The 19,276-nt window shown below is 57.4% G+C and carries 15 protein-coding genes and 2 pseudogenes; 12 read left to right on the top strand and 5 right to left on the bottom strand.

The window, feature by feature from the left end; genetic code table 11:
* Positions 1-4: 4 nt before the first annotated feature.
* Positions 5-1,837, bottom strand: a complete 1,833-nt coding sequence (gene glmS / locus I6F21_RS36205) for a glutamine--fructose-6-phosphate transaminase (isomerizing) (protein ID WP_225144550.1) — start codon at positions 1,835-1,837, stop codon at positions 5-7.
* Positions 1,838-2,915: 1,078 nt separating this feature from the next.
* Between glmS and I6F21_RS36200 the strand changes: the two genes are divergently transcribed.
* From I6F21_RS36200 to I6F21_RS36185, 4 genes are all read left to right on the top strand, one after another.
* A complete protein-coding gene (locus I6F21_RS36200) occupies positions 2,916-3,239 on the top strand; it encodes a hypothetical protein (RefSeq protein ID WP_225130111.1) in 324 nt (107 codons plus the stop codon).
* A gap of 119 nt (positions 3,240-3,358) precedes the next feature.
* Positions 3,359-4,132, top strand: coding sequence for a class I SAM-dependent methyltransferase (locus I6F21_RS36195; RefSeq protein WP_225130109.1), 774 nt, complete (start codon positions 3,359-3,361; stop codon positions 4,130-4,132).
* The gene (locus I6F21_RS36190; RefSeq protein ID WP_225184238.1) at positions 4,129-5,301 is read left to right on the top strand and encodes a peptidogalycan biosysnthesis protein; all 1,173 of its coding nucleotides are present in this window, start codon (positions 4,129-4,131) and stop codon (positions 5,299-5,301) included. Before I6F21_RS36195 ends, I6F21_RS36190 begins: the two co-directional genes overlap by 4 nt.
* A gap of 453 nt (positions 5,302-5,754) precedes the next feature.
* A complete protein-coding gene (locus tag I6F21_RS36185) occupies positions 5,755-6,141 on the top strand; it encodes a tetraacyldisaccharide 4'-kinase (protein WP_225184244.1) in 387 nt (128 codons plus the stop codon).
* A 238-nt stretch (positions 6,142-6,379) separates the two neighbouring features.
* On the opposite strand, the gene I6F21_RS36180 is transcribed toward I6F21_RS36185, so the two are convergent.
* The gene (locus I6F21_RS36180; RefSeq protein WP_225144553.1) at positions 6,380-6,607 is read right to left on the bottom strand and encodes a hypothetical protein; all 228 of its coding nucleotides are present in this window, start codon (positions 6,605-6,607) and stop codon (positions 6,380-6,382) included.
* A 902-nt stretch (positions 6,608-7,509) separates the two neighbouring features.
* Between I6F21_RS36180 and I6F21_RS36175 the strand changes: the two genes are divergently transcribed.
* Positions 7,510-7,794 (top strand): hypothetical protein, encoded by a 285-nt coding sequence (locus tag I6F21_RS36175; protein WP_225184246.1) that lies wholly within the window; start codon positions 7,510-7,512, stop codon positions 7,792-7,794.
* Positions 7,795-8,461: 667 nt separating this feature from the next.
* Here the strand turns inward: I6F21_RS36175 and I6F21_RS36170 are convergent.
* The gene (locus I6F21_RS36170; RefSeq protein WP_225130104.1) at positions 8,462-8,887 is read right to left on the bottom strand and encodes an SET domain-containing protein; all 426 of its coding nucleotides are present in this window, start codon (positions 8,885-8,887) and stop codon (positions 8,462-8,464) included.
* A 191-nt stretch (positions 8,888-9,078) separates the two neighbouring features.
* On the opposite strand from I6F21_RS36170, the pseudogene I6F21_RS36165 reads away from it, so the two are divergent.
* Positions 9,079-9,403 (top strand): annotated as a pseudogene (locus tag I6F21_RS36165) (integrase core domain-containing protein); the annotation flags it as partial.
* 570 nt (positions 9,404-9,973) lie between these two features.
* On the opposite strand, the gene I6F21_RS36160 reads toward I6F21_RS36165, so the two are convergent.
* Positions 9,974-10,168 carry a hypothetical protein gene (locus I6F21_RS36160; protein ID WP_225130102.1) on the bottom strand — a complete coding sequence of 65 codons (195 nt, stop codon included), beginning with the start codon at positions 10,166-10,168 and terminating at the stop codon, positions 9,974-9,976.
* Positions 10,169-10,697: 529 nt separating this feature from the next.
* Between I6F21_RS36160 and I6F21_RS36155 the strand changes: the two are divergent.
* Positions 10,698-11,315 (top strand): annotated as a pseudogene (locus tag I6F21_RS36155) (transposase); the annotation flags it as partial.
* A gap of 360 nt (positions 11,316-11,675) precedes the next feature.
* On the opposite strand, the gene I6F21_RS36150 reads toward I6F21_RS36155, so the two are convergent.
* Entirely contained in the window at positions 11,676-13,034 is a 1,359-nt protein-coding gene (locus tag I6F21_RS36150; protein WP_225184237.1) for a hypothetical protein, read from the bottom strand.
* 324 nt (positions 13,035-13,358) lie between these two features.
* Between I6F21_RS36150 and I6F21_RS36145 the strand changes: the two genes are divergently transcribed.
* The 5 genes from I6F21_RS36145 (at position 13,359) to I6F21_RS36125 (ending at position 18,277) form a co-directional block, all read left to right on the top strand.
* Complete coding sequence (locus tag I6F21_RS36145) at positions 13,359-14,657, top strand: AAA family ATPase (protein ID WP_225184236.1); 1,299 nt, start codon at positions 13,359-13,361, stop codon at positions 14,655-14,657.
* Positions 14,658-14,754: 97 nt separating this feature from the next.
* Positions 14,755-15,417, top strand: coding sequence for a hypothetical protein (locus I6F21_RS36140; RefSeq protein ID WP_225130098.1), 663 nt, complete (start codon positions 14,755-14,757; stop codon positions 15,415-15,417).
* A 621-nt stretch (positions 15,418-16,038) separates the two neighbouring features.
* Positions 16,039-17,433: a hypothetical protein gene (locus tag I6F21_RS36135; protein WP_225184235.1), complete on the top strand. Its 1,395-nt coding sequence runs from the start codon at positions 16,039-16,041 to the stop codon at positions 17,431-17,433.
* A gap of 2 nt (positions 17,434-17,435) precedes the next feature.
* Positions 17,436-17,909, top strand: a complete 474-nt coding sequence (locus tag I6F21_RS36130) for a hypothetical protein (protein WP_225130094.1) — start codon at positions 17,436-17,438, stop codon at positions 17,907-17,909.
* A 41-nt stretch (positions 17,910-17,950) separates the two neighbouring features.
* Positions 17,951-18,277, top strand: a complete 327-nt coding sequence (locus I6F21_RS36125) for a hypothetical protein (RefSeq protein WP_225130092.1) — start codon at positions 17,951-17,953, stop codon at positions 18,275-18,277.
* Positions 18,278-19,276 lie beyond the last annotated feature (999 nt).

The raw sequence follows: 19,276 nt of genomic DNA, 5'->3' as shown, positions 1-19,276 counted from the left end.
CAACCTATTCGACAATGACCGACTTAGACCTAGCGAGATTGCGTGGCTGGTCAACATCTGTGCCCATCAGCAACCCAGTATGATACGCCAAGAGCTGCATCGGAATGTCATAAACTATCGGAGTAAAGCTTGCCCCCATGTCAGGCAATACGATGGTCGCGAGCGAGTTCACAGAGGCCGCCTCGGCCCCCTTTGGATCGGTTATTAGGATGATGTTGCCACCTCTTGCTGCAACTTCCTGCATGTTTGAGACCGTCTTTTGGAACAGCGAGTCGGAAGGGGCGATCACCACGACAGGCACACCATCGCTTATCAACGCAAGCGGACCGTGTTTAAGCTCACCCGCAGCATAGCCGTCGGCGTGGATATAGGCGATTTCTTTCAGCTTCAGCGCTCCTTCCAGCGCCAGCGGAAAGGAGCTGCCGCGACCGAGACATAGCACGCCACGCGACTTGGCGACCTCCCGCGCGAGCTTCTCGATTTGCGGTTCGGTTGCAAGTGCAGCTGTCATCAGGCGAGGAACTTCGAGCAACTCCTGTACGAGCGTGGCCTCGGTGGCCCGGGACAATTCACCACGCGCTCTCCCGTTGGCGATCGCAAGAGCCGCGAGCACGATCAACTGGCACGAGAAGGCTTTGGTCGAGGGGACGCCCATTTCGGGGCCGGCCAGCGTCTGCAGCACGGTCTCGCTCTCTCGCGCAATTGTCGAGCTCGGCACGTTGACTACGGAGAGCGTGCGCAGTCCCTGAGATTTGGCAAAACGCAGCGCAGCCAGCGTATCAGCCGTCTCGCCGGATTGCGAAATGAGGATGGCGAGATCGCGCTCGCGCAAGGGTGGTTCCCGGTAGCGTAATTCGGAAGCGACATCGACCTCGACGGGGATGCGGGCCAGCCGCTCGAACCAGTATTTGCCGATGTGGCCGGCATGGCGTGCGGTGCCGCAGCCGGTGATCAATATTCGGCCAATGTCATTGAAGTCGAATGGCAGCGTCTGAGGGAATGCGACGCGATCGGCCGACGCGTCGACATAGCGCGCCAGCGTATGGCCGGCGACTTTCGGTTGCCTGTGGATCTCCTTGAGCATGAAAGGACGATAATTTGCCTTTCGGATGAGAGCCGGCGAGGCTCTGCATTTCAGCACCTCGCGATGGGCAATGACGCCTTGCATGTCGTAGATCGTGAAGGAGTTGCGGGTCAGAACGGCCCAGTCGCCGTCTTCCAAATGGGTAATGCTCTCCGTGAAAGGCGCAAGTGCAATCTCATCCGACGCCAGATACATTTCTCCGTCGCCATGGCCGATAGCAAGCGGCGACCCATTGCAGGCCCCGATCAATAAATCGTCGTAGCCCTTGAACAGAAAAACCAGCGCGAACGGACCACGCAGTTTGGGCAGCGAAGCCTTCACCGCGTCCTTAGGCGAATAGCCCTTGATCAAATGGGATTCGACTATGTGAGCGACTACCTCTGTGTCCGTCTCGGAGGCGAATTGTGCACCCTTTCGTTCCAACTCGGCGCGCAGCTCAGGATAATTTTCGATTACGCCGTTATGAACGACCGACACATTGTCAGTCGCATGCAGATGGGCGTTCTTCGCGCTCGCCTTTCCGTGGCTGGTCCAGCGGGTATGCCCGATGCCGGTATGCCCCCACACCGGCGCGGCGCGCAGGCGGTTCTCTAACGCCTTGAGCTTGCCCTCGGCACGCTGTCGGTAGAAATGACCGCCTTCCAGCGTTGCCACGCCTGCAGAGTCATAGCCACAATATTCTAGCCGCTTCAGGGAAACGATTAATTGCTCGGAGACCGGACGGCGTCCCACAATGCCGACAATTCCGCACATGCAGGTCAATATGCTCCGCAACTAGCGTTGAACCACATCGTCTTTCGAGTCAGGCGGCAAGCTAGAGGGGTTGGCAGGTCAATGAATCCCCCCATTTGGCTAGCCACGGAGCTGGCAATTTGCATGCCAGTACCGAACGGCTTTACAAGCTATTTGGGCCGGTTCCCGGACACGCTGCGAGACGTATATCATCACGCTGATCAAGCATTCCGGGGGACTTCTGCTGACGATGGCTCGGCGCCTAAATGGAGCCGCGGGGCCCAGAATGTTCGCTCACTCGGCCAGATACTGACATTCCCCATCGACCTCGTTGCCCGATCTAACATCGCTCCGGTGTGGTGAGTAGCCGAGAGGAATTCACATTCATCGTGTGATACATTCGGTCCACCCATTTCGCCTTGTTATTTTATCGGCGTGGTGGAAGCCCGCGAAGAGGGCGCTGCCGCGCAGTCGCCGGCTGATCATATTCAGCCGTGTGTGGATCAAGACGTGCATGTGCGAAATTCGACAAGACCGCAAGTATTCCGCCGTACGGCGTGAAGTGGTTGTTTTGTCCGCCTGCTACGCAAGTGGCATAAGCCGTTTGTGGCACGCACTTTGCTGAGGTCCTGCGCAAACTCGTTTCAATGTGGCCGTCTGGCAGATAGCGCAGCCCGGAGTTCATATGGCCCTTGCTCGGCTAATCACATCAAGGCCATCGACAGGCCGTGAATTGAAAGCCCGCCGGGTGCGGCGCGATTGCCTTTGTCGTTCGTGCTGTACAGCACTTGGCCCTTATTCACGCCCTGAGAGTGGTAGCGATGCTTAGGAGTGCGCCGAGCATCACGGACGGCAATCGGCAATCATCGAACGCGTGCCCACCATCGCTCATGTTCTCGGAGCACCCTCACCGATGTGTTCCCTTAGGGCACGAGGCGCTCTGCGCGTTTGGTGTGAGCATTTTCGCCGAGCGATGTCCATCAGCTAAGGGGCCAGCGCAAGTGCGCCCTGGAATGCACTGAGGCGATCGTTGCCGACTCTCTTGGCTCAGAGCTGGCCGCTTGGATTTTGATATGCCGCGACACGAGAAGGATCGAAAATGGCTGTTGTCCGATTTGTATTTGCCGCACTGAAGCCGGGTGTCAGCGCAGCGGAGTATGAACGCTTCGAACGCGAGGTCGACTATGTCGTCGCCAGTAAATTGAAGACTATCGTCAGCTATTCGACGCACCGCATCACGGAAACCGGCGTCGGCATATCAGGCGGGCCGTGGGACTATATCGAGCGCATTGAGGTGACCGATCGCAAAGCCTATCAAGCTGAGCTCGCCGTCGTCGGCAAGAAAATGCTCGAAGAACTCTACGAAAAATATCTCGACAGATCTAAGACAGTTTCGGTCTGGTCAGAACGGATCGAAGCATGAGTCTCGCATCCTCACCGTTCCCAGCCAAAGTTGCGTTGTCCGGCGGTTCTTGCCCGTCACCCGAAGAAAAAACACTGGGTTCGTGCCAACACGGGGACGGCGCCTCGAGAGGCGCGTCCGTGTCCGACAGCGCGGCCCAATTCGATGAATTTGCAAGTCTGCACGAGAATATGACTGAATGGCCCCTTCAAAAATACATCGAAGTGCCGAGCGTACTAGAGGTGATGGGTGACGTTGATGGCTTCTCCATCCTCGATTTTGGGTGCGGCGCGGGGGCATATTCGCGAATACTTAAGCAACGCGGAGCAGCCTCTGTTGTAGGATATGATCCGGCGCCAGGCATGCTAAACTACGCGCGGCGTCGCGCAGAAAAAGAGGGGATCAATCTCTCCTTCGTCACTCATCTCCATGCCAACATGGCAGCCCAATTCGACTTGGTACTTGCATCCTATGTGCTGCCCTATGCCGCCACCAAAAGTGAGCTGGACAGCATGTGCGCCGAAATGGCCGAACTGTTGCGTCCTGGCGGGCGCTTGATATCGTTGTCCACTCATCCAGCTTACAATCCACATCCAAACTGGTACGAACCCTGTGGCTTCAGGCTCGTCGTAGACGATCCTGAGAACCCATATTTAGAAGGTGGGCGTATTAAGGTCGAGTTCTGCAAAAATGGAGAACAAGGCGGCGTATTTGCATGGCATTGGCCCGCTCCCTCTTTGGAGAGTTCATTAGCACAAGCCGGGTTCCGATCATTGAAATGGAGAGAACTGTTTGTGCCCACATGCGCCCGTATAGATCAGCTTCCCACGGAGCTACATGCATATCTCCAAAGCCCGCACGCGATCATCATTGAAGGCGTCCGTGTCCCACGCCATGCGGGGCGACACCCATGACGTTTGTACCATTCAGGAGCAAGTTGTTAGTCCCGTTCTCCTCAGCGGTCGCGGAAGGTCTATGCGGCTTTGACGAGCATGAATGGGATGCCCTCGTCGGTGATAACAATTTCTATAACAGCTACCGGTGGCTGCGAGCGCTCGAACATTCGCTCGGCGCAACGGACGTGCTTGCGGTCCGCGGGGCGGCCGGAGTCGTGGCTGCGTGCACGCTTTGGGAGGGAGACCAATCACCTGGTTTGTTCTTCCTGCCAGATTGCATGGCTGGAGTTCCCGGCCGTTGGCAACAAAGTTTTCTCTGGCTGGGTGGTCGGCGCAACACCCACAACGAGATACCCTGCATTCAGGGCAGGCGAAGGTATGAGGCTTTAGGCGAGTTGGGACGCAGCGCTCTAAACTATGCTCAGGAGCGGGGATATGCCGGCGTTGTAGTGCCGTACATGCCCTACCCGGCGGCGGTGGAATTCGCGGAGCACATTGGGGGTACGGTCGTTTTGCATTCTGCCGAAGCGTATCTAGAAGTGCCGGATACAGGGGTGGCCGGGATGATGGCGGCCTCGTGCGCGCATGATCGTAATCAAAGCAAGTCTGAAGTCGCGGCGTTCCGGCGAGCCGGGGGGAAGATCGGATGGGCCTCAGCCGAAGAACTCGATGACTCCATAGTCGCTGATCTCATAACCCAAAACAGGTCTCGACACGGAAGCACCCAGGGTCGCGACTGGATGGAAAGGATACTCGCCGGGCAGAGAAAGGCGGGTGTGTCGAAGTTCGGTGCCGCAGCAATTTCCGAGTGCAACAACGAGATAACCGGGCTTGCTGTTTTCTATCGCTTTGGAACGGCACTTCACTTGCGCTACTTCGGGGCAGACTACAGTCGCGATCTCAAGGATTACAGATATTTCGTCTTATGCTATTACGAGCCCCTCGATTACGCTGCGGCGCGCGGTCTCACAACATTGCGGCTTTCTACCTCCTCGTTACGTGCGAAAGTGAACCGAGGGGCAAAGATCGAGCCGCAGGCCATCGTCATCAAGTGCGTTGGTGAACAGCACATCTGCGGCTCCGACGTCAAGCGGCACAATCTGCGTATGATCAGACAATATCAGAATCAGTTCGCAGGCCATCTTTGCAGGGATTGGGAGTTGGTCGAGCGTTTGCTGGGTGAGTAACTGCGAGATTGAGCAAGATTCGCCGAGGTCTTTGGTCGGGTACGGTGCCCCTCGGCCTAACGCCAGGACTTGGACTGAAGATGCCGCGCTGGTTCTTCAAGCCGGAGCACGACGAAGGCACACTCAAGCAGAAACTGCTGCGCACATTCTGGGATACGGTGCCCGATGACGTCATGACGGCTGACTCGGGGTCTCGAGGGTCGGCAGCGAGCGCTTTTGTGGCACGAAAATTCGCGAGATTTCCGAACGAAATTGGGTAGAGCACGGCAGTCCCGACGACACTCCCGCGTGGCGAGTTGATGGAATCCCTAAGCGAGTTTTCCGGCTTCAAGCAGTGCTTCCTCTCGAGAGGACGTCGGCGCGGCCTGACCTTTTTATGAATTTGGCAAGACGAGAGCCAGACTCGCCGTCAACGATGTCGCCGCCGAGGTCGCCAAACGCAACGAGCCCAAGCTGCGCGCGCGCCTGAAGCCGGATGCGGCCTCGCTCGCGCAGCTGCTCGGCGAGCGGGTCTTCGCCTTCGCCGGAATCGGCGATCCCCAGCACTTCCTCCGCACATTGGAGGCCAGCGGCATCGAGGTCGCGCGCACGCGCCGCTTCGACAATCATCACATGTTCTCGCGCGAGGAACTCGCCGCGCTTGCAGCGGAGGCACAGCGCGAGCAGCTCACGCTGGTGACGACGAAAATGATCTTGCGCGCCTGCATCGCAGCGATGGCGTGCCCTACCGGCATCGTCCCATTCGCCGTCCAGCTCGAATTCGACGACCGGGCCAAGCTGCGGCAACTGATCAGCGACCATCTCTACAAGGCCCGCGAGCGGCGTTTTTCCAGCCGCTGATCTCGTCGGGTGGGCAAAGCGAAGCGTGCCGACCAACTTCGTTTCGCACTCGCTAAAGCTACCGCTTCAGCAGACAGTCATGCTCACCACACCCCAACGACCATCATTCCTATGATGGTCAGGCACGAGACGCAGGTCACCGTGAAGGTATAGCATTCGGGTGTGTTCATCGCTGTCTCCCAGACTGTTGAATTGCTTGGCCACTACCACGCGGGAGAGATTGCCGGTCTTGGCTGCTTCAATGCGGCGCGCCGCGACCGGTCTTGCGGTATGCCGCCGCCCTCTCGTCGTCACTCTGATCCGAAATAAGGTAGTCCGCTTCGAGTGCTTCAAAGCGTTCAGCTGCGATCAGAAGCTGCTTGCGCATTTCAGCGAGACGGGCGCGGCAATATTCGCGATAGAGCAAGTCCAGTATGATGGGCATGATCACCCCCATCGATTGACTTTGAATTGACAGATATTCCACCGCGGATTTTCGAGGTGATCGTAGCCCGTCAGATGGCTCTTCGATATGAGCCCGTTCACAGACTGCGCCAATTCCAAAGCTCAATGGCCGTTTGGTTGACTTGATTGTCTGTGCGATAAAAAAGAACAGGGCTAATTACCTAACAGGAAGTTTAGCGGCACTGTGTTTCAGCAAGACTTCGTCAAACAACTTAAGGGCGCCGAACCGCGACGAAAATTCCAACCACAAAGCGAAATGACTTACCTCGGAGTGCAAGCACGATTCGATGCAACGCGGATCGACGCGACTGCCTGAAGCAGGCGATCGATCAGAAGGTCGTTGGGGAGTCCAGGAGGAGTTTCATCAAGAGGTGCGTAGGCGGAGATACCACGGAGCAGTGAACCGGTTCGAAAGGCCGGTCGGGGGGCGGTGCTTGCTCTGCGCAAGCGAGAGATCACACCTTTCGTTGATCAGGCTTAGGCGTGATCGGGTGCTCCCGTGAGGCGGCGGCAAGGCTGCCAAGCATCGTTCAGATGATCGGATTATGTCGGGTTAGGATGCGAGCCGGCGGCTCCGAATTCCAGCGGGGCTGCGCGTTTGTCGTTAGGCGCCATTGAGGTCGTTTACTTGGTATCACGTCGATAAGGGCCGTGACTTCCTCTCCCGCTGCATCACCCGGTGGTGTCTCCGCTCCAGCAATGCTTCCGGAGCAATTCCATGATTCCGACCACGCGGATCGAGCATTTTAGGGTCAGCTACCGCCGCCGAGATCCGTGAGGTGAACAAGGTTGTACCTCAAGCCAGTCCCCTAGCTGAAATAGCTCAAGGAAGATCACCTGAGGCCTCCGTTGCCGGATTGCTCGAGCTCGATACTTCTTCGTCGCTTAAGGCGCTGCCTAACCGTTCCGGCGCCACTCTCCGCCTTGAGCAGCAGCAAAGGAATTCCCGTGTGGGGCCAGCAGATCGTTGCTGAGAGATCTGCTGATGGCACGAGAATTGTTGCCATAAGCGGAACTGCCGCCTACGATTTAGGTCTGGCCCTGACCGCGAAGATCACCAAGCAGCAGGCGCTTCCTCGTAGCCAACAAGCTTGTCAGCTTTGTCAGCTTCTGGGCAAGCCTTGTCTCCTTCGCGGCCAGCGCCTCCACCGGCTCCTGGCGCTTGGTCGCGTCGAATTGACTCAGCGCGCGACGCTCTCCTCCAACTGAGCACGCCGTCGCTCCATCTTCGTGCACGTGAAGTTCCTGTCCCGGCTGTTCACGGCATTGAACTTGCTGCCATCGGTGGCGGCGCCTCGTCGTTGCCAATAAGTCCATCTCTTGGCAGAGTTCGAGGAGCAAAGTGGGGGCGCGACGCTGCCCGCTGGCTCCGCAACCTCGAAGCGCATCTCAGCCAAACCGAGCGAATCGAGAAATACGTCGATCACCCGAACAGGGCCGCTCTCGTCAATGGCGTCATCGAAGTATTCGGGCTAAGCGTTCGCTTTCCAGGATCTACTTCTTCATGAAGCGCCTCATCAATTACCCCGGAAAATCACAGGAGAACATAACAGCAGCCCAGTGTTGTCACTGCCAGGACTCGTTGCCGACATTCGCGGAAAAGCGCGCCGGTAACGAAGTCTTTGACTGGCGCTACACATTTAGAGGACTCCACATGAGGGGACTACCAACCTCATTGAAAGCGCGTTGGCCAGCGCGTTCCGGCGCACCGTTCAAGGGATGTCTTTCGAACAAGGCTCGCTACGATCCTCAAGCTCGCCGAGGCCGCCGAGAAAAGCTGCGTCGCGTCGATGGCCACAACCAGTTGACGCAACTCTCCCGCGTTAAATTAGCCAACGGGAATCGAAGTCGCAGACCCGACTCAATCCACTGTCGCCTAGCCCGCTCCGGCACCAACATTCGGCGATAGCACTTTAACCCACGATAAGTCGCACCTTGGATCGAAAGACAAGTAATCGCAAGTTAGTTCTTCACCCGGTTGTACGTCTCGGGCTGTGAAAATTCGGCAATGATCGTCTTGGTATGTGTTTGGTTGATTGCTGTGATTCATGAAACGAGCGTTGTCAGCATTGTACTCTAAAACACCATCATCAACGTCGAGGTCTCTTGGATAGGCGTGCTTATCAAGTAAAGCTTGAAATGTTCGAGGTAAAGTTGCGTACTGTTCAGGTGTCACGGCAATGTCAACGATTGGGTTATGAATCCAAATCAATGCACCTTTAGGCAAAAGAGTAGCGGAGAAAAGTCCAATACCGCCAAACTGGTCTGGCTTCAAAATAGTTTCAACGATCAACACTGACATATCTCCCCAAAGTCGCTAGCACCCTGCAAGCTAACTAACCTGAGCCGTGCAATCTCCTGCATAAATTGGTGGGGTCGTTTAATCGCGTCTCGGTCACAACCTCGATTTTTTTTCAATCTGTGCATCCCTTTCGGTAGCGGCTGCTACCGATGAGGATCTCGGCTGTCGCTCCACGAGGAGATGCTGCAGGACTGGCGCCACGGTTCACCTTCCGCGGCAGCGACGTCGTGGCGATCCTGGAAAGCGCCTGCAAGGAATTGGGGTTCCCGGCAACGATCCGCGTCGATGAAGGCAGCGAGTTCGTGTCGCGCGATCTGGACCTCTGGACCTACCAACGCGGTGTCACGCTGGACTTCTCCAGCCCGGTAAGCCAACCGACAACGCGTTCATCGAAGACTGCGCCTTCCGGGTCGAATGCCTCAACACGCACCGGTTCCTCAGCCTTGCGGACGCCCAAGAAAAAGTGGAGACTACAACGAAGAACGGCCCCATGGCGCCATCGGCAGCAGATCGCCGATTTTGCTGCAAAACCACGTCGGCGCATCCAGCCCGGATGGTCCAAAGGTCGGCCTCGCTGCATCAACCCGAGACTGTAAGCGCTGCTGGATGAAAGTTGAGTGGCAGGTGCGGGACGATTCCACGGCGTATCCAAAAACGCCGACGCGTGACCGATCTGTCGCTGGCGCCGCGTTCGTAGAGCTCGTGGTGATCATCGAACGCTTCCGCTGCGACGCCGTCGTGCGGACGCCAGATCTTCACTGAGCGTTTCGCCGACGGGATATTGGCGTCATCCGCGCGACGCACGGCGCGGCTGGACTCCATGGTCCAGCATCTCGGTCTGGTGCTTAGCGGGTGACGGACAGGCCTTTGCAAAACGGCTGATGCTGCCAGAAAGCAAGGACAAGCCTGTGGGTTTGTCCGACGCCCCAGCTGTTCGCAGGCCGATTTTCTCAAGATCATCGCCAAACTCACCAGGCCCGGCTGGGGGGCATGAACGAATGGCTATGTTCTCCGCGTGGAGACCCCAGAGCGGAGCTGAACGCAGGATAGACTTTCATTTTCCTAAATAAGGCTCACCTCAAGGGATCACGGCCAGCAGTTAATCGAACCATCGACCAGTGCCTGCCTTATTTGTTCGGCCCGTTCCTTGGACAGCTTCTCGGCCAAGCTGTGGTCCTTTAACAGCGCCGGCCCCTTGCGTTCTCGATCATAAACCATCCAGCCGGTGGTCCCCCTTCGAACGAGGAACCTGGACTGTTGCGGAGGTAATTCGTGGATCAACAGTTCCTCCTACATTGACCTGTTACGAAATCGCGTCGGGTGTCCCAAGGAAAGACGACACTCGTGTCACGAAAATACGCCGCGCCCTTTATGCCTGAGCCGGGACACTGAAATTTCCCACGCAACAAACGCACTGCACGCCCTGTGCCACTGGCCGAGGCATCTTTCGATGCGGCGTTCATCTATCCTCACCGCCGCAGACGGGGACAAGCAAACGCCTCGTGAAATTGAGCCCTCGCCCGAGGCCAGACGGGCCTATGACCCCGGCCGGGTGGCCGGATCGGCCGTGAAGGCTTGGATCAGCTAAGGCATAGATTTGGTGCTGCGATCGTCAATTTAGGCCGGCAGGAAGTCCGAAACGCCTCGCCGGCTTGCGTAAACGAGCTTTGGTCTACGACTTGTCTCGGATCAAGTGCGACGTGAAGGCGTTCACACATGATGAACGATATGACTTAGATGGAGGTAGCAGTTTCGGTCGAGATCGCCGAAAGTTGGTGACGGCGGGAATCGAAAAGGCGGCATATCGTGGGTGCTTGACGCCTCCACTTCTTCACCGAAGGACCGATATGCCCTATCCAAAGACAACATTATCAAGTTGATTCCGCCAGGAACCGTCGCCGATCAACTCACAAAAGTCTTGCGCAACTGGGCACGTCCATCTCGCTCAGGCGATCGAAGCCGAGGTCGCGGACTATCTCGGCAAGCATCCCGATTTGAAGGACCGCGGCCGGCCACCAGCGCATCGCCCGGCACGGTCACCTGCCAGAGGGGGAGGTGACGACCAGTATCGGTCCGGTCGCTATCCGCCAGCCGCGCGTGCGCGATCGCCAGGGGGTCGCCTCCGATTCCCGACCGCATCCGGTTCTCACCGTCGATGATCCTTCCACCCTACATACGCCGTTCGAAGTTGATCGAGACGCTGCTGCCTATCCTTTACCTGAAGGGGATCTCGACTGGCGACGCCTCGGAAGCGCTGGCTGCGCTGCTCGGCAAGGATGCTGCCGGATTGTCGGCCTCGGCGATCGGTCGCCTAGGGATGGCTAGCTCGACGAGCACACCGCGTGCCAGAAGCGCGTCGGCGAAACGCTACGTCTACATCCGCGCTGATGGCCTCCATCTCGAGGCCCGGCTCGAGGACGAAAAGCAGTCACGCGTGTTCAACAGGGCGCCGGAAGCAGCCTCTTTACTCCGAGGATTTCCCCTGTCTCGGGACTTGAGGAGGCCCTGATTAATGGCAATGCTGTAAAACGCAACGGCAATAACACCGTAGGTGTTCTTCGCAGCTTGGTCCCGGCTCTCGGCAAAGATCAAAGGGCGATGGCTATGCGGCTCGCCGAGGAGCCGCACAGCGATGATGGCGCAAGTTAATCGGGCCGAGTAGCGCTCTCCCGCACAGCCGGTCCCGAGCCAAGCACGCAATCGTCGCTGGAGCAAGCTATGGTCCATTAACAAGCCCAATACCGGACCTATGTGGACGGGCTGCTAGCGTCGGGAGTGTGCGCGGCGTCTACTCTCGTGGGTGATGGATGAGCCGAACGTCATTGGGCCCCCCCGGCCCCAGGAGGGCGGTGTAGAGCTCGCCGCGAATGTTGTATTGCTTTTCCGGCTGCGCCGCGTCCGGCAAGAGGCCCCAGCGGCCGAGCTTCGAACGCATCGTGTCCGAGGCGGGTTGGGTGCCGTGCGAAAAATTCTCGGGAACAGCGAATGATGCAGCATAAATTTCGCGGGCCGCCGGGGATGTCCTGTCAGCCCTGGAGGACGCCGGGGCGGCTTGCTGCATCGAACGTCCAAGCAGCGCTGGTGAGACTCGATTCGCTGGCTGTGCGCTGGGCTGCGGAACGTATTCCTGTCGAGATCCGAGAGGAATGGCAGGGCCTGGCGCATTGAGTGGGGTGCTTGGCCTCATCGCCGCCGCGGGCACGAATAGCGCCGTGTAGCGGTCATTGTGAACGATAAAGCTGTTTGGTCGGCTGTCCTGACTCGGCGGGATGCCGCTACCGTCAAGCGCAGCCGACGCGTGCTGGTTGCCCTGCCTGAAGTTGAAGGGATGGACAACCGCTCCTAAATTCAGGGTCTGCTCATGGCGCGCGGTTGGCTCGAGAGACGATGATGGGCCGGCGTCTTGCACCATCGCCCACAGCTGATCCTGATCGTAACCTTCCTCAGGAAGGACCAATGGTGAACCGACCGCTGGCCCGAAAGGCGACGGTGCGCCGGCGTTTTCCATCAGCACACGAGCCATTGAATTGCCCGGCTCGCTCAGCTGGCGCTCAATGGCATCCAGTTCCGCATGGCTTAGCGTCCTCTGCCTCTTCGCAGGCCTCAACTGCCCGCTGTAATCCTCACCCATGAGGGGCGCGTGACTTGAAAGGGGGGCGCTCCCGGTCAGCTCGTTCGGAGCCGGCTGGTAGCCGTCGCTCCAGTTGAAGTGACGAACGGCTTCTCCGAGATCCGGTGCTTGGTGATCGTGCGCGGTTGGCTTGAGAGACGATGCTAGGACGGATTCGCCGATCATCCCTCGCAGCGAATCCTGATCGTGACCTTCCGCAGTCAGCTCGCTCGGCCAACTCGAAGCCTCCCGCGCGTTGTGCTGCGCAGCGACGTGCCCGACGCCTCTGGTGACTGCGTCTTCGGGATGAGGACCGCTGGCCCCAAGTTCCAACGCCTCGGTAAGTCTACGGTCTTCGTCAGGCAGATGAGGATAGTAGCGATCTGGAGAAACAGGAACCCCTGCGACGGCAGTGGTATCAAGCTGCGGGACTTCATCCAAGTACGGCTCAAACTCCGCTTGCTGCTGTTGCGGTTGTGTCACCGCGTCGTTGTAAGCAGCCCGGTCGAATGGGTTGATGCTGTTAAATGGGTCCATATCCCCTCCCTTTGGGTCGGTTCGCAATCCTGAGCAGATCCGCTCTCTGTTCTCCCTCTATTAGGATCAGCTGTCGACAAGCTGACGCGCTTGGAGACTTGAGTGAGCCAAAATGGCCAATCCGACTGCCACACTCACCCGAGGCACGCGCCAAGGATCGCCGGATTGCATTTTTCCGAAACACTGGCTGGGTGAGTCGGAACTGGCACCAACAGATTCTATTTCGTGGAGTAGCATCATAGGGCCTACTAAAGTGTGTACTGAGCTGCGAAGTGTTCTGGACGATGCGTCTGGATGGTGCCCGAACCGAGGCGGACCCCTCCGATGAAGGCATGCCTTGCCAAGAAGGTCTTAATTCTGGCGGCAGAGGGTGAATCGGATCCCGGCCATCTTGGCGCGTGTCGCGGTGGGACAGTGCAGGAATCCTTTGCGGCTGCGACCGATCTGAAGGAGGACGCGACGTGCGACATGTGCGGTCGCCAGGAGGGGCTTGAATTGATGCACTCGCAAGGCATCATCCATCGAAACCCCGGTCATGGTTGGTTCGTCGCGCGGCGAAGTGAATATGTCAGCGCCACGGTTGCGCCGGGCGCTCTCGGCAAATCGTCGCTCATCATTACCGAAATGCTCTCGATGGTCTCAGGCCAGGCGTTACTCGGCACGGCTTCAGAGCAGCTTCGCGTCTGGCACTTCAACCTCGAAGACCCTGCCATGGAAACGACGCGCCGCATACAAACCACCGCTAAGCAGTTTGAACTCTCTGAACATCATCTTGGTGATCGGCTGTTTGTCGATCACGGCCGCGAACGCCCCCTCGTCATCGCCAAAACGGAAGGCCGCGACACCGTGATCTGCACGCCAGTCGTGGACGCGCTGATTGCAGAGATCGAAGAGCGCGGCATCGACGTGGTGATCGTCGATCCGTTCATTTCGTCGCATAAGGTTCCGGAGAACGACAATAACGCCATCGACATGGTGGTGAAGGAATGGGACAAAGTCGCCGACAAGGGCAATTGCGCCGTTGAGTTGGTCCACCACGTTCGGAAGGGCGAGCAGGAGGTTACGGTGCAGAGCGCGCGCGGCGGCGTCGCGCTGACGGACGGTTGCCGCTCCGCCCGCGTGCTCAATAGCATGACCGAAGCTGAAGCTAAGAACGCAGGCGTCGATCATCATGGATTGTATTTCTCAGCCTATGCCGACAAGGCCAACCTAACCGAGCCAGCCGACAAGCGGGATTGGTTTGAGCTGGTTTCGGTCGATCTCGACAACAACCCGTTGAGCCGGGTCAGCGGCAATCCGTTCGATCATCTGAAGGGCGACGATATCGGCGTTGCGACGCGCTGGGAGTGGCCTGACCTGCTGGCCGGGGTTACGGCGTCGGATTTTGAGCGGTGCGCGCTGGCGATCAAGCAGGGCCAGTGGCGGGCCGACCAACGGGCGGACGGCTGGGTTGGCATCGCAGTCGCGAAAACGCTGGGTCTCAGCCTTACCGACAAGCAGGACCGGGCTAAAGTCGTGGCGCTGCTCAAGACATGGCGCGAGACGGGCGCCTTGGTCGAGGTCGAGCGGCCTGATGAGCGCCGCAAGCCGAAGAAGTTCATTGAGGTGGCCGACGACGACTAGGGGCGCTGGCTGCTCCAGTTGACCGGAGCAGAACCGGAGCGACTGGCGCACCTGATCTGCTCCGCTCCAGTTAAATCCCTTTAGGGATTAACTGGAAGTGGAGCAACAGATCGGGGGCTGGATGACTGGAGCAGATTGGGCGTCGGAACGAGAAATCAATATAGGGGCGCGCGCCGCACCTTGGCTGGCCGAGACAGGATGCCGTTTCTCGCCCCCTGAAGTGCCAAAATTGATCCAAAAATCGCTTGAAGGCATTCATCGTTTGATATTCAGTTGGCCTACCAAGAACTGGAGGGCCATCATGGAACTGGTAACGGTACATTTTGACGATCCCGCCTTAGCGAGTTCGATCTGCATTGCTGTCGAGAGCGCCGCTCCAAACGCGTCGATCCATCATTTTACCGGCGGACTGAAGCCTGAAGCGCCCCCGGCGGCGGCAGGCGACTTCGATCCGCAGTTGATTGAGCGGCTGGTAAAGATCGTTCAAACCGTGCCTAAGCACATCCGACTTGGCCTGCTGTACGGAGACGACTCATGCAGCATGTCTCACGGCGACGCGCGGTACAGCATTCGGCCAGAGACCATCGCCCTTTCGCGCAGGCTCAAACCCCTCTTCCCACATCTCGCCTCGCCCATTGACGCGCTGGTTGTGCGACGGCGCGAGTACTTTTTTGAAGGAAGCTACAAGGGCATCCGATACATTCCGACCCCGCTCGGAGTGGCGGTGCGCGAGGCCTTGAAGGCTCAAGAGGTCGCGTAATCACATTCGCCGAATGCAAGTCAAAAGAAACGGAGCCGGTCTCCCGGCCCCGTATACCTTATCGAAGGTGAACCCTGACTGCCGAAAGCAGCAGCAGGAAAATCACCGGGTCAACTTCAACATGAAGCCAGATCATCGGATTGCTTTCCATGTCAGGCTCATAGCCACGAGCAGTTAAGACCGTGGTGGTGCACTCACCCTCGCTGACGTCCATCTGCGCAAACGGACGGTTTTGTCTTTCGCTGGCGCTGCTCTTGGCGTGGTTGGCGTGCGGGCTGTTCGAGCTTATCCACTCACTGCTGGACGAAGGGGCCTAGCTGGCAGGACCCGTACCGCGATCGGTCCCTCTCGCCGCGAAGGACATGAATGCGGCACGTACGATCCAAGATGCGACCAGCACTCCAATCGAGATAGCAACGGCAAAGTACCAAGGTTGGTAGAAAAGGGCACGACCATCAGAATAAGCGTTGCCAGCGTCAGGAGCTGGCTCTCTGCCATGTAGCTTGCAAAGTTGTGCATAATCGTTTCCCCCAGTTAGCGACTATGAGCTTCGCTGAACGCCAGAAGCGAGGCAACTGGTAGTCTGCGCGTCCGGTCGTCTTTGCCTTGTCAGGACACTTCATGACCCTTGAATTGATGCCTCGACTGGCTCAACTGACGAAGGTCCACGGCGCAATTTTGGACGCCGAAGACCTTGTGATCCAGTGCGCCACGAATGCCGTACAGCGCGCCGATCTGAAGATGCCTGTCTTGGATGCGCTGAAGCTCTTTGAATGGCTTTCGCGACTTCCTTATTCGATCACGTTGGACCCGAACGAATGTTTCGTAACGTACGATTACATGCCGCTATTGGCTCAACTCACCAAAGCCCACGGCATGGTCCTTCACGGCAGTGAGGTAATAGTTCAATGCGCGACCGCGACGGCGGGGTGGGCCGATGTAATGATGCCGGTGGAGGAGGCGCTCAAACTGCGTGGAGTACTTGCGACGATGCTGGATGCGTTCGCAACTCCAAAGAAGGCAAGCGTCGGACGGCACGAGCACGTTCTACGTTTCCCTCGACCAATCAGTTTGGTTGCTATTCTGGAGATTAAGAGATTTCATTATCGTGCCAATCGATACATGCAGGCTCTCAGCCGAGAGGAATTGGAGCAACGACTGCATGATGTAATAGCAAACGTTATCACGCTCGGTGATGACGGGAAATACACCTTGATAAAGCCAAGGCGGGATGGAATGCATTCGCCGACCCGCAATATTGATTTCCTGTCTCTCTATACTGAATTGGCCGAGGAATTTCTCATTCGCGGATTACTTGACGGTGAGAAATCAGCTAACCCGCCGGAAAAAATCAGGCGCTTAGCCGACGAAAGCTGGTGTCGTAGGGCGGATTGGGTGGATGCTTCCCAGTATTCTCGCGAAAGCTATTTTAATGCGCCAAAGATGCTCTTCAAATTTGGAAAGGCCGAGCACATGCGCGCCCTGTATGAAAGAGGCGAACTGCTTGTCCGGCCTGCCTCATATTTCGCAGGCGCCGAGGGCTTAGCACGTCAGGACAATGAACTGACGATGAGTTGGTATCGTGACGGGCGAAAGCTAGAGTTTTCTACTAGCGATTATTATTGTTGGTGCTGCGCTTCCGTTTACGACTATCGCTTGTTTATGGATTTCCAGAGCGACGCTTGTGTGGCAATAAATGACCTCGACAGCTTCATCGAGAGATTTGCGAAAGCAGTGGCGGCACAGGTGTCAGGCGTGGAACGCGTGCGTCTCATACCGGCGTACTACTACGACCCGCTTTCAGTTTCAGATGACCCGGTCGAATTCGCTGCCGTTCAAGATGAAGCAAATGCGCGAAGCACTTTCGGTTTGCATATCAGTGGGAATTCCGAGTTGTCATCACGCGGTCCACTCCCGCTCCCATGCAAGCATTCAAGCTTGATATGGGGTCGCTGCGGGACATCGCGGAGTTGGTCGTTGCGCCGGGTTCATGAGCGCCGAAACGGCAAGGAGTAATTGTGAAGCCTGAATATTTCCTGAGCGTGGTTGTCGGCCGAAATATTGATTTGCTCAGGGAGAAACCCGGTCGGCTGGCCTCGGCCGTGAACATCTTGCTTACGCTCGATGCATTTGTCGGAATTCTTCATGCAGCCTTGGTGGCCGCTGGCGTGTCCGTACCGGATAAAGACGATGAGTTTCGGGACGTTCTTGCAGCGCAAAATGAGGATTATCGCATCGTTCGCGATGCCGTGTTCGCAATTAAGCATGGTCAGTTAACTGGCAGAAAATCGCGGATTGTCACAAACTCCAAACAGATGGCGATTTACGGAGCTGTTTTTGAAGAAGCCGTTTTTCAGGACGGGGTTTTCGAAATGGGCGCAGCTCGCATTGAAGTTGACAGCACGAGCGTTGACGTGGTGGAAGTCGCCGAGCGTGTGATCACATTCCTGTATGAAATTCTAGAGCAGACAAGCGGCGGACAGCGCCAATAGTCGCTTTTGAAATGATTTAATCGAAGGGGAGAGTTGGTCCTATGCAGCAATTGGACACGAAAGCGAAACGTAGCGAGTTTCAGCAAAAGGCAGATAAACGCGCTCGTCACCATGCACCTCAAATCGAAGAGATCGTGCCGATCGTGATCGAGGCTGTCTACGAATTTGCTGATCCGGGGAGTGGAAGGCTAGCCGGACGTAGCGGCTGGGCGGCGTTTGGGGGCCGTCGCGTGTGGGGCGGCTACAAAAATAAGAAAATCGAGTTTCGCGAGGAAAATCGCCTCGGCCGCGCCGTTGCGCGGTTTGATAATGGTTCCTCAAAGAGCGAGGTGGAGCGACAAGTTCGCGGTTTTCGACGCCGAAAGTGAGGGCGGTGTTCGGACGAGGAGAGAAAACCTCATGCGTCCAATGGTGTAGGTCGGCTACAAATGTCCGAATAGCCATTGTAATTGTTGCGCGGCCGACACCCTTCCAAGCTAAAGGCCCGTCGCTTGAATTGGGCCACCGGGACCGTCGCAAAAATCGTCGATAGCGCGTCGTCGAGGCCATGACGGATATCTCAGCGCCTCGTTATCCTGGAAGCCACGCAGAAGGGCGATCTCGACATAACGGAATGGCTAGAGTGGTTTCTCGATTGCCTTGATCGCGCCTTCGATCGCCCCGACGTCATTCTTGGATCGGTTCTCAGGAAGGCCCGCTTCTGGAAGAAGCATGCCGATCAAAGCTTCAATGACCGCCAGCGCACCAGGATCGAGCGTCTGTTTGAGGGCTTCGAGGGCAAGCTCAACTCATCAAAGTGGGCCAAGCTGACCAAGTCCTCACAGGACACTGCCCTACGCGACATCGAAGACCTCGTTGCCAAGGGGATACTCGTGAAAGACCCTGCTGGCGGCCGTAGCACGACCTATTCGCTCGTGGATGGAGATGCGTGATAGACGGACGGAACTGGCCTCCGGCGATACGGCTATTTGTGCCCGTGAACTAACGGCGCAAAGAGATTTGCCAGATCAGTATCACTAAACTTGTCGGGCTCTTGCGTGCCTTGGAATTCGAAAGGCACTATGACCTTCAAGCGTGTTCGAAACGGATACGTATTGGGTGCCAAGGAGACACTAGAAGTGTCCGTGACATGTTCGAGCGCGTCATCAAACGGTTTCAGGCGGCTCTCAGCAGGTAACGAGCTTTTCCACCACAACTCTCGCCGTCCCGATTGTTGGTGCAAGCCCTGGTTTCCAGTCGGGGGAGGCTTGGGGGGCTCTGCCGTTGCTCAAGCTGCTTCCGGAGGTGGACGGAAAATCCAAGTCCGATGACCCCTTTACAATCGGTGGGCTTCCAAAAGCTCCTCAAACGACAGCGTGTTGGGCTGG

Source organism: Bradyrhizobium sp. NBAIM03 (assembly GCF_020194055.1).
GTDB lineage: Bacteria > Pseudomonadota > Alphaproteobacteria > Rhizobiales > Xanthobacteraceae > Bradyrhizobium > Bradyrhizobium yuanmingense.
This window is presented reverse-complemented; position numbering and strand designations above follow the sequence as displayed.

Coding starts and splice junctions, on each gene's coding strand:
- I6F21_RS36150 (WP_225184237.1), bottom strand. CDS start 13,034: ATGGACCCATTTAACAGCATCAACCCATTCGACCGGGCTGCTTACAAC.
- I6F21_RS36135 (WP_225184235.1), top strand. CDS start 16,039: ATGACCCTTGAATTGATGCCTCGACTGGCTCAACTGACGAAGGTCCAC.
- I6F21_RS36170 (WP_225130104.1), bottom strand. CDS start 8,887: ATGTCAGTGTTGATCGTTGAAACTATTTTGAAGCCAGACCAGTTTGGC.
- I6F21_RS36190 (WP_225184238.1), top strand. CDS start 4,129: ATGACGTTTGTACCATTCAGGAGCAAGTTGTTAGTCCCGTTCTCCTCA.
- I6F21_RS36125 (WP_225130092.1), top strand. CDS start 17,951: ATGCAGCAATTGGACACGAAAGCGAAACGTAGCGAGTTTCAGCAAAAG.
- I6F21_RS36200 (WP_225130111.1), top strand. CDS start 2,916: ATGGCTGTTGTCCGATTTGTATTTGCCGCACTGAAGCCGGGTGTCAGC.
- I6F21_RS36145 (WP_225184236.1), top strand. CDS start 13,359: ATGAAGGCATGCCTTGCCAAGAAGGTCTTAATTCTGGCGGCAGAGGGT.
- glmS (WP_225144550.1), bottom strand. CDS start 1,837: ATGTGCGGAATTGTCGGCATTGTGGGACGCCGTCCGGTCTCCGAGCAA.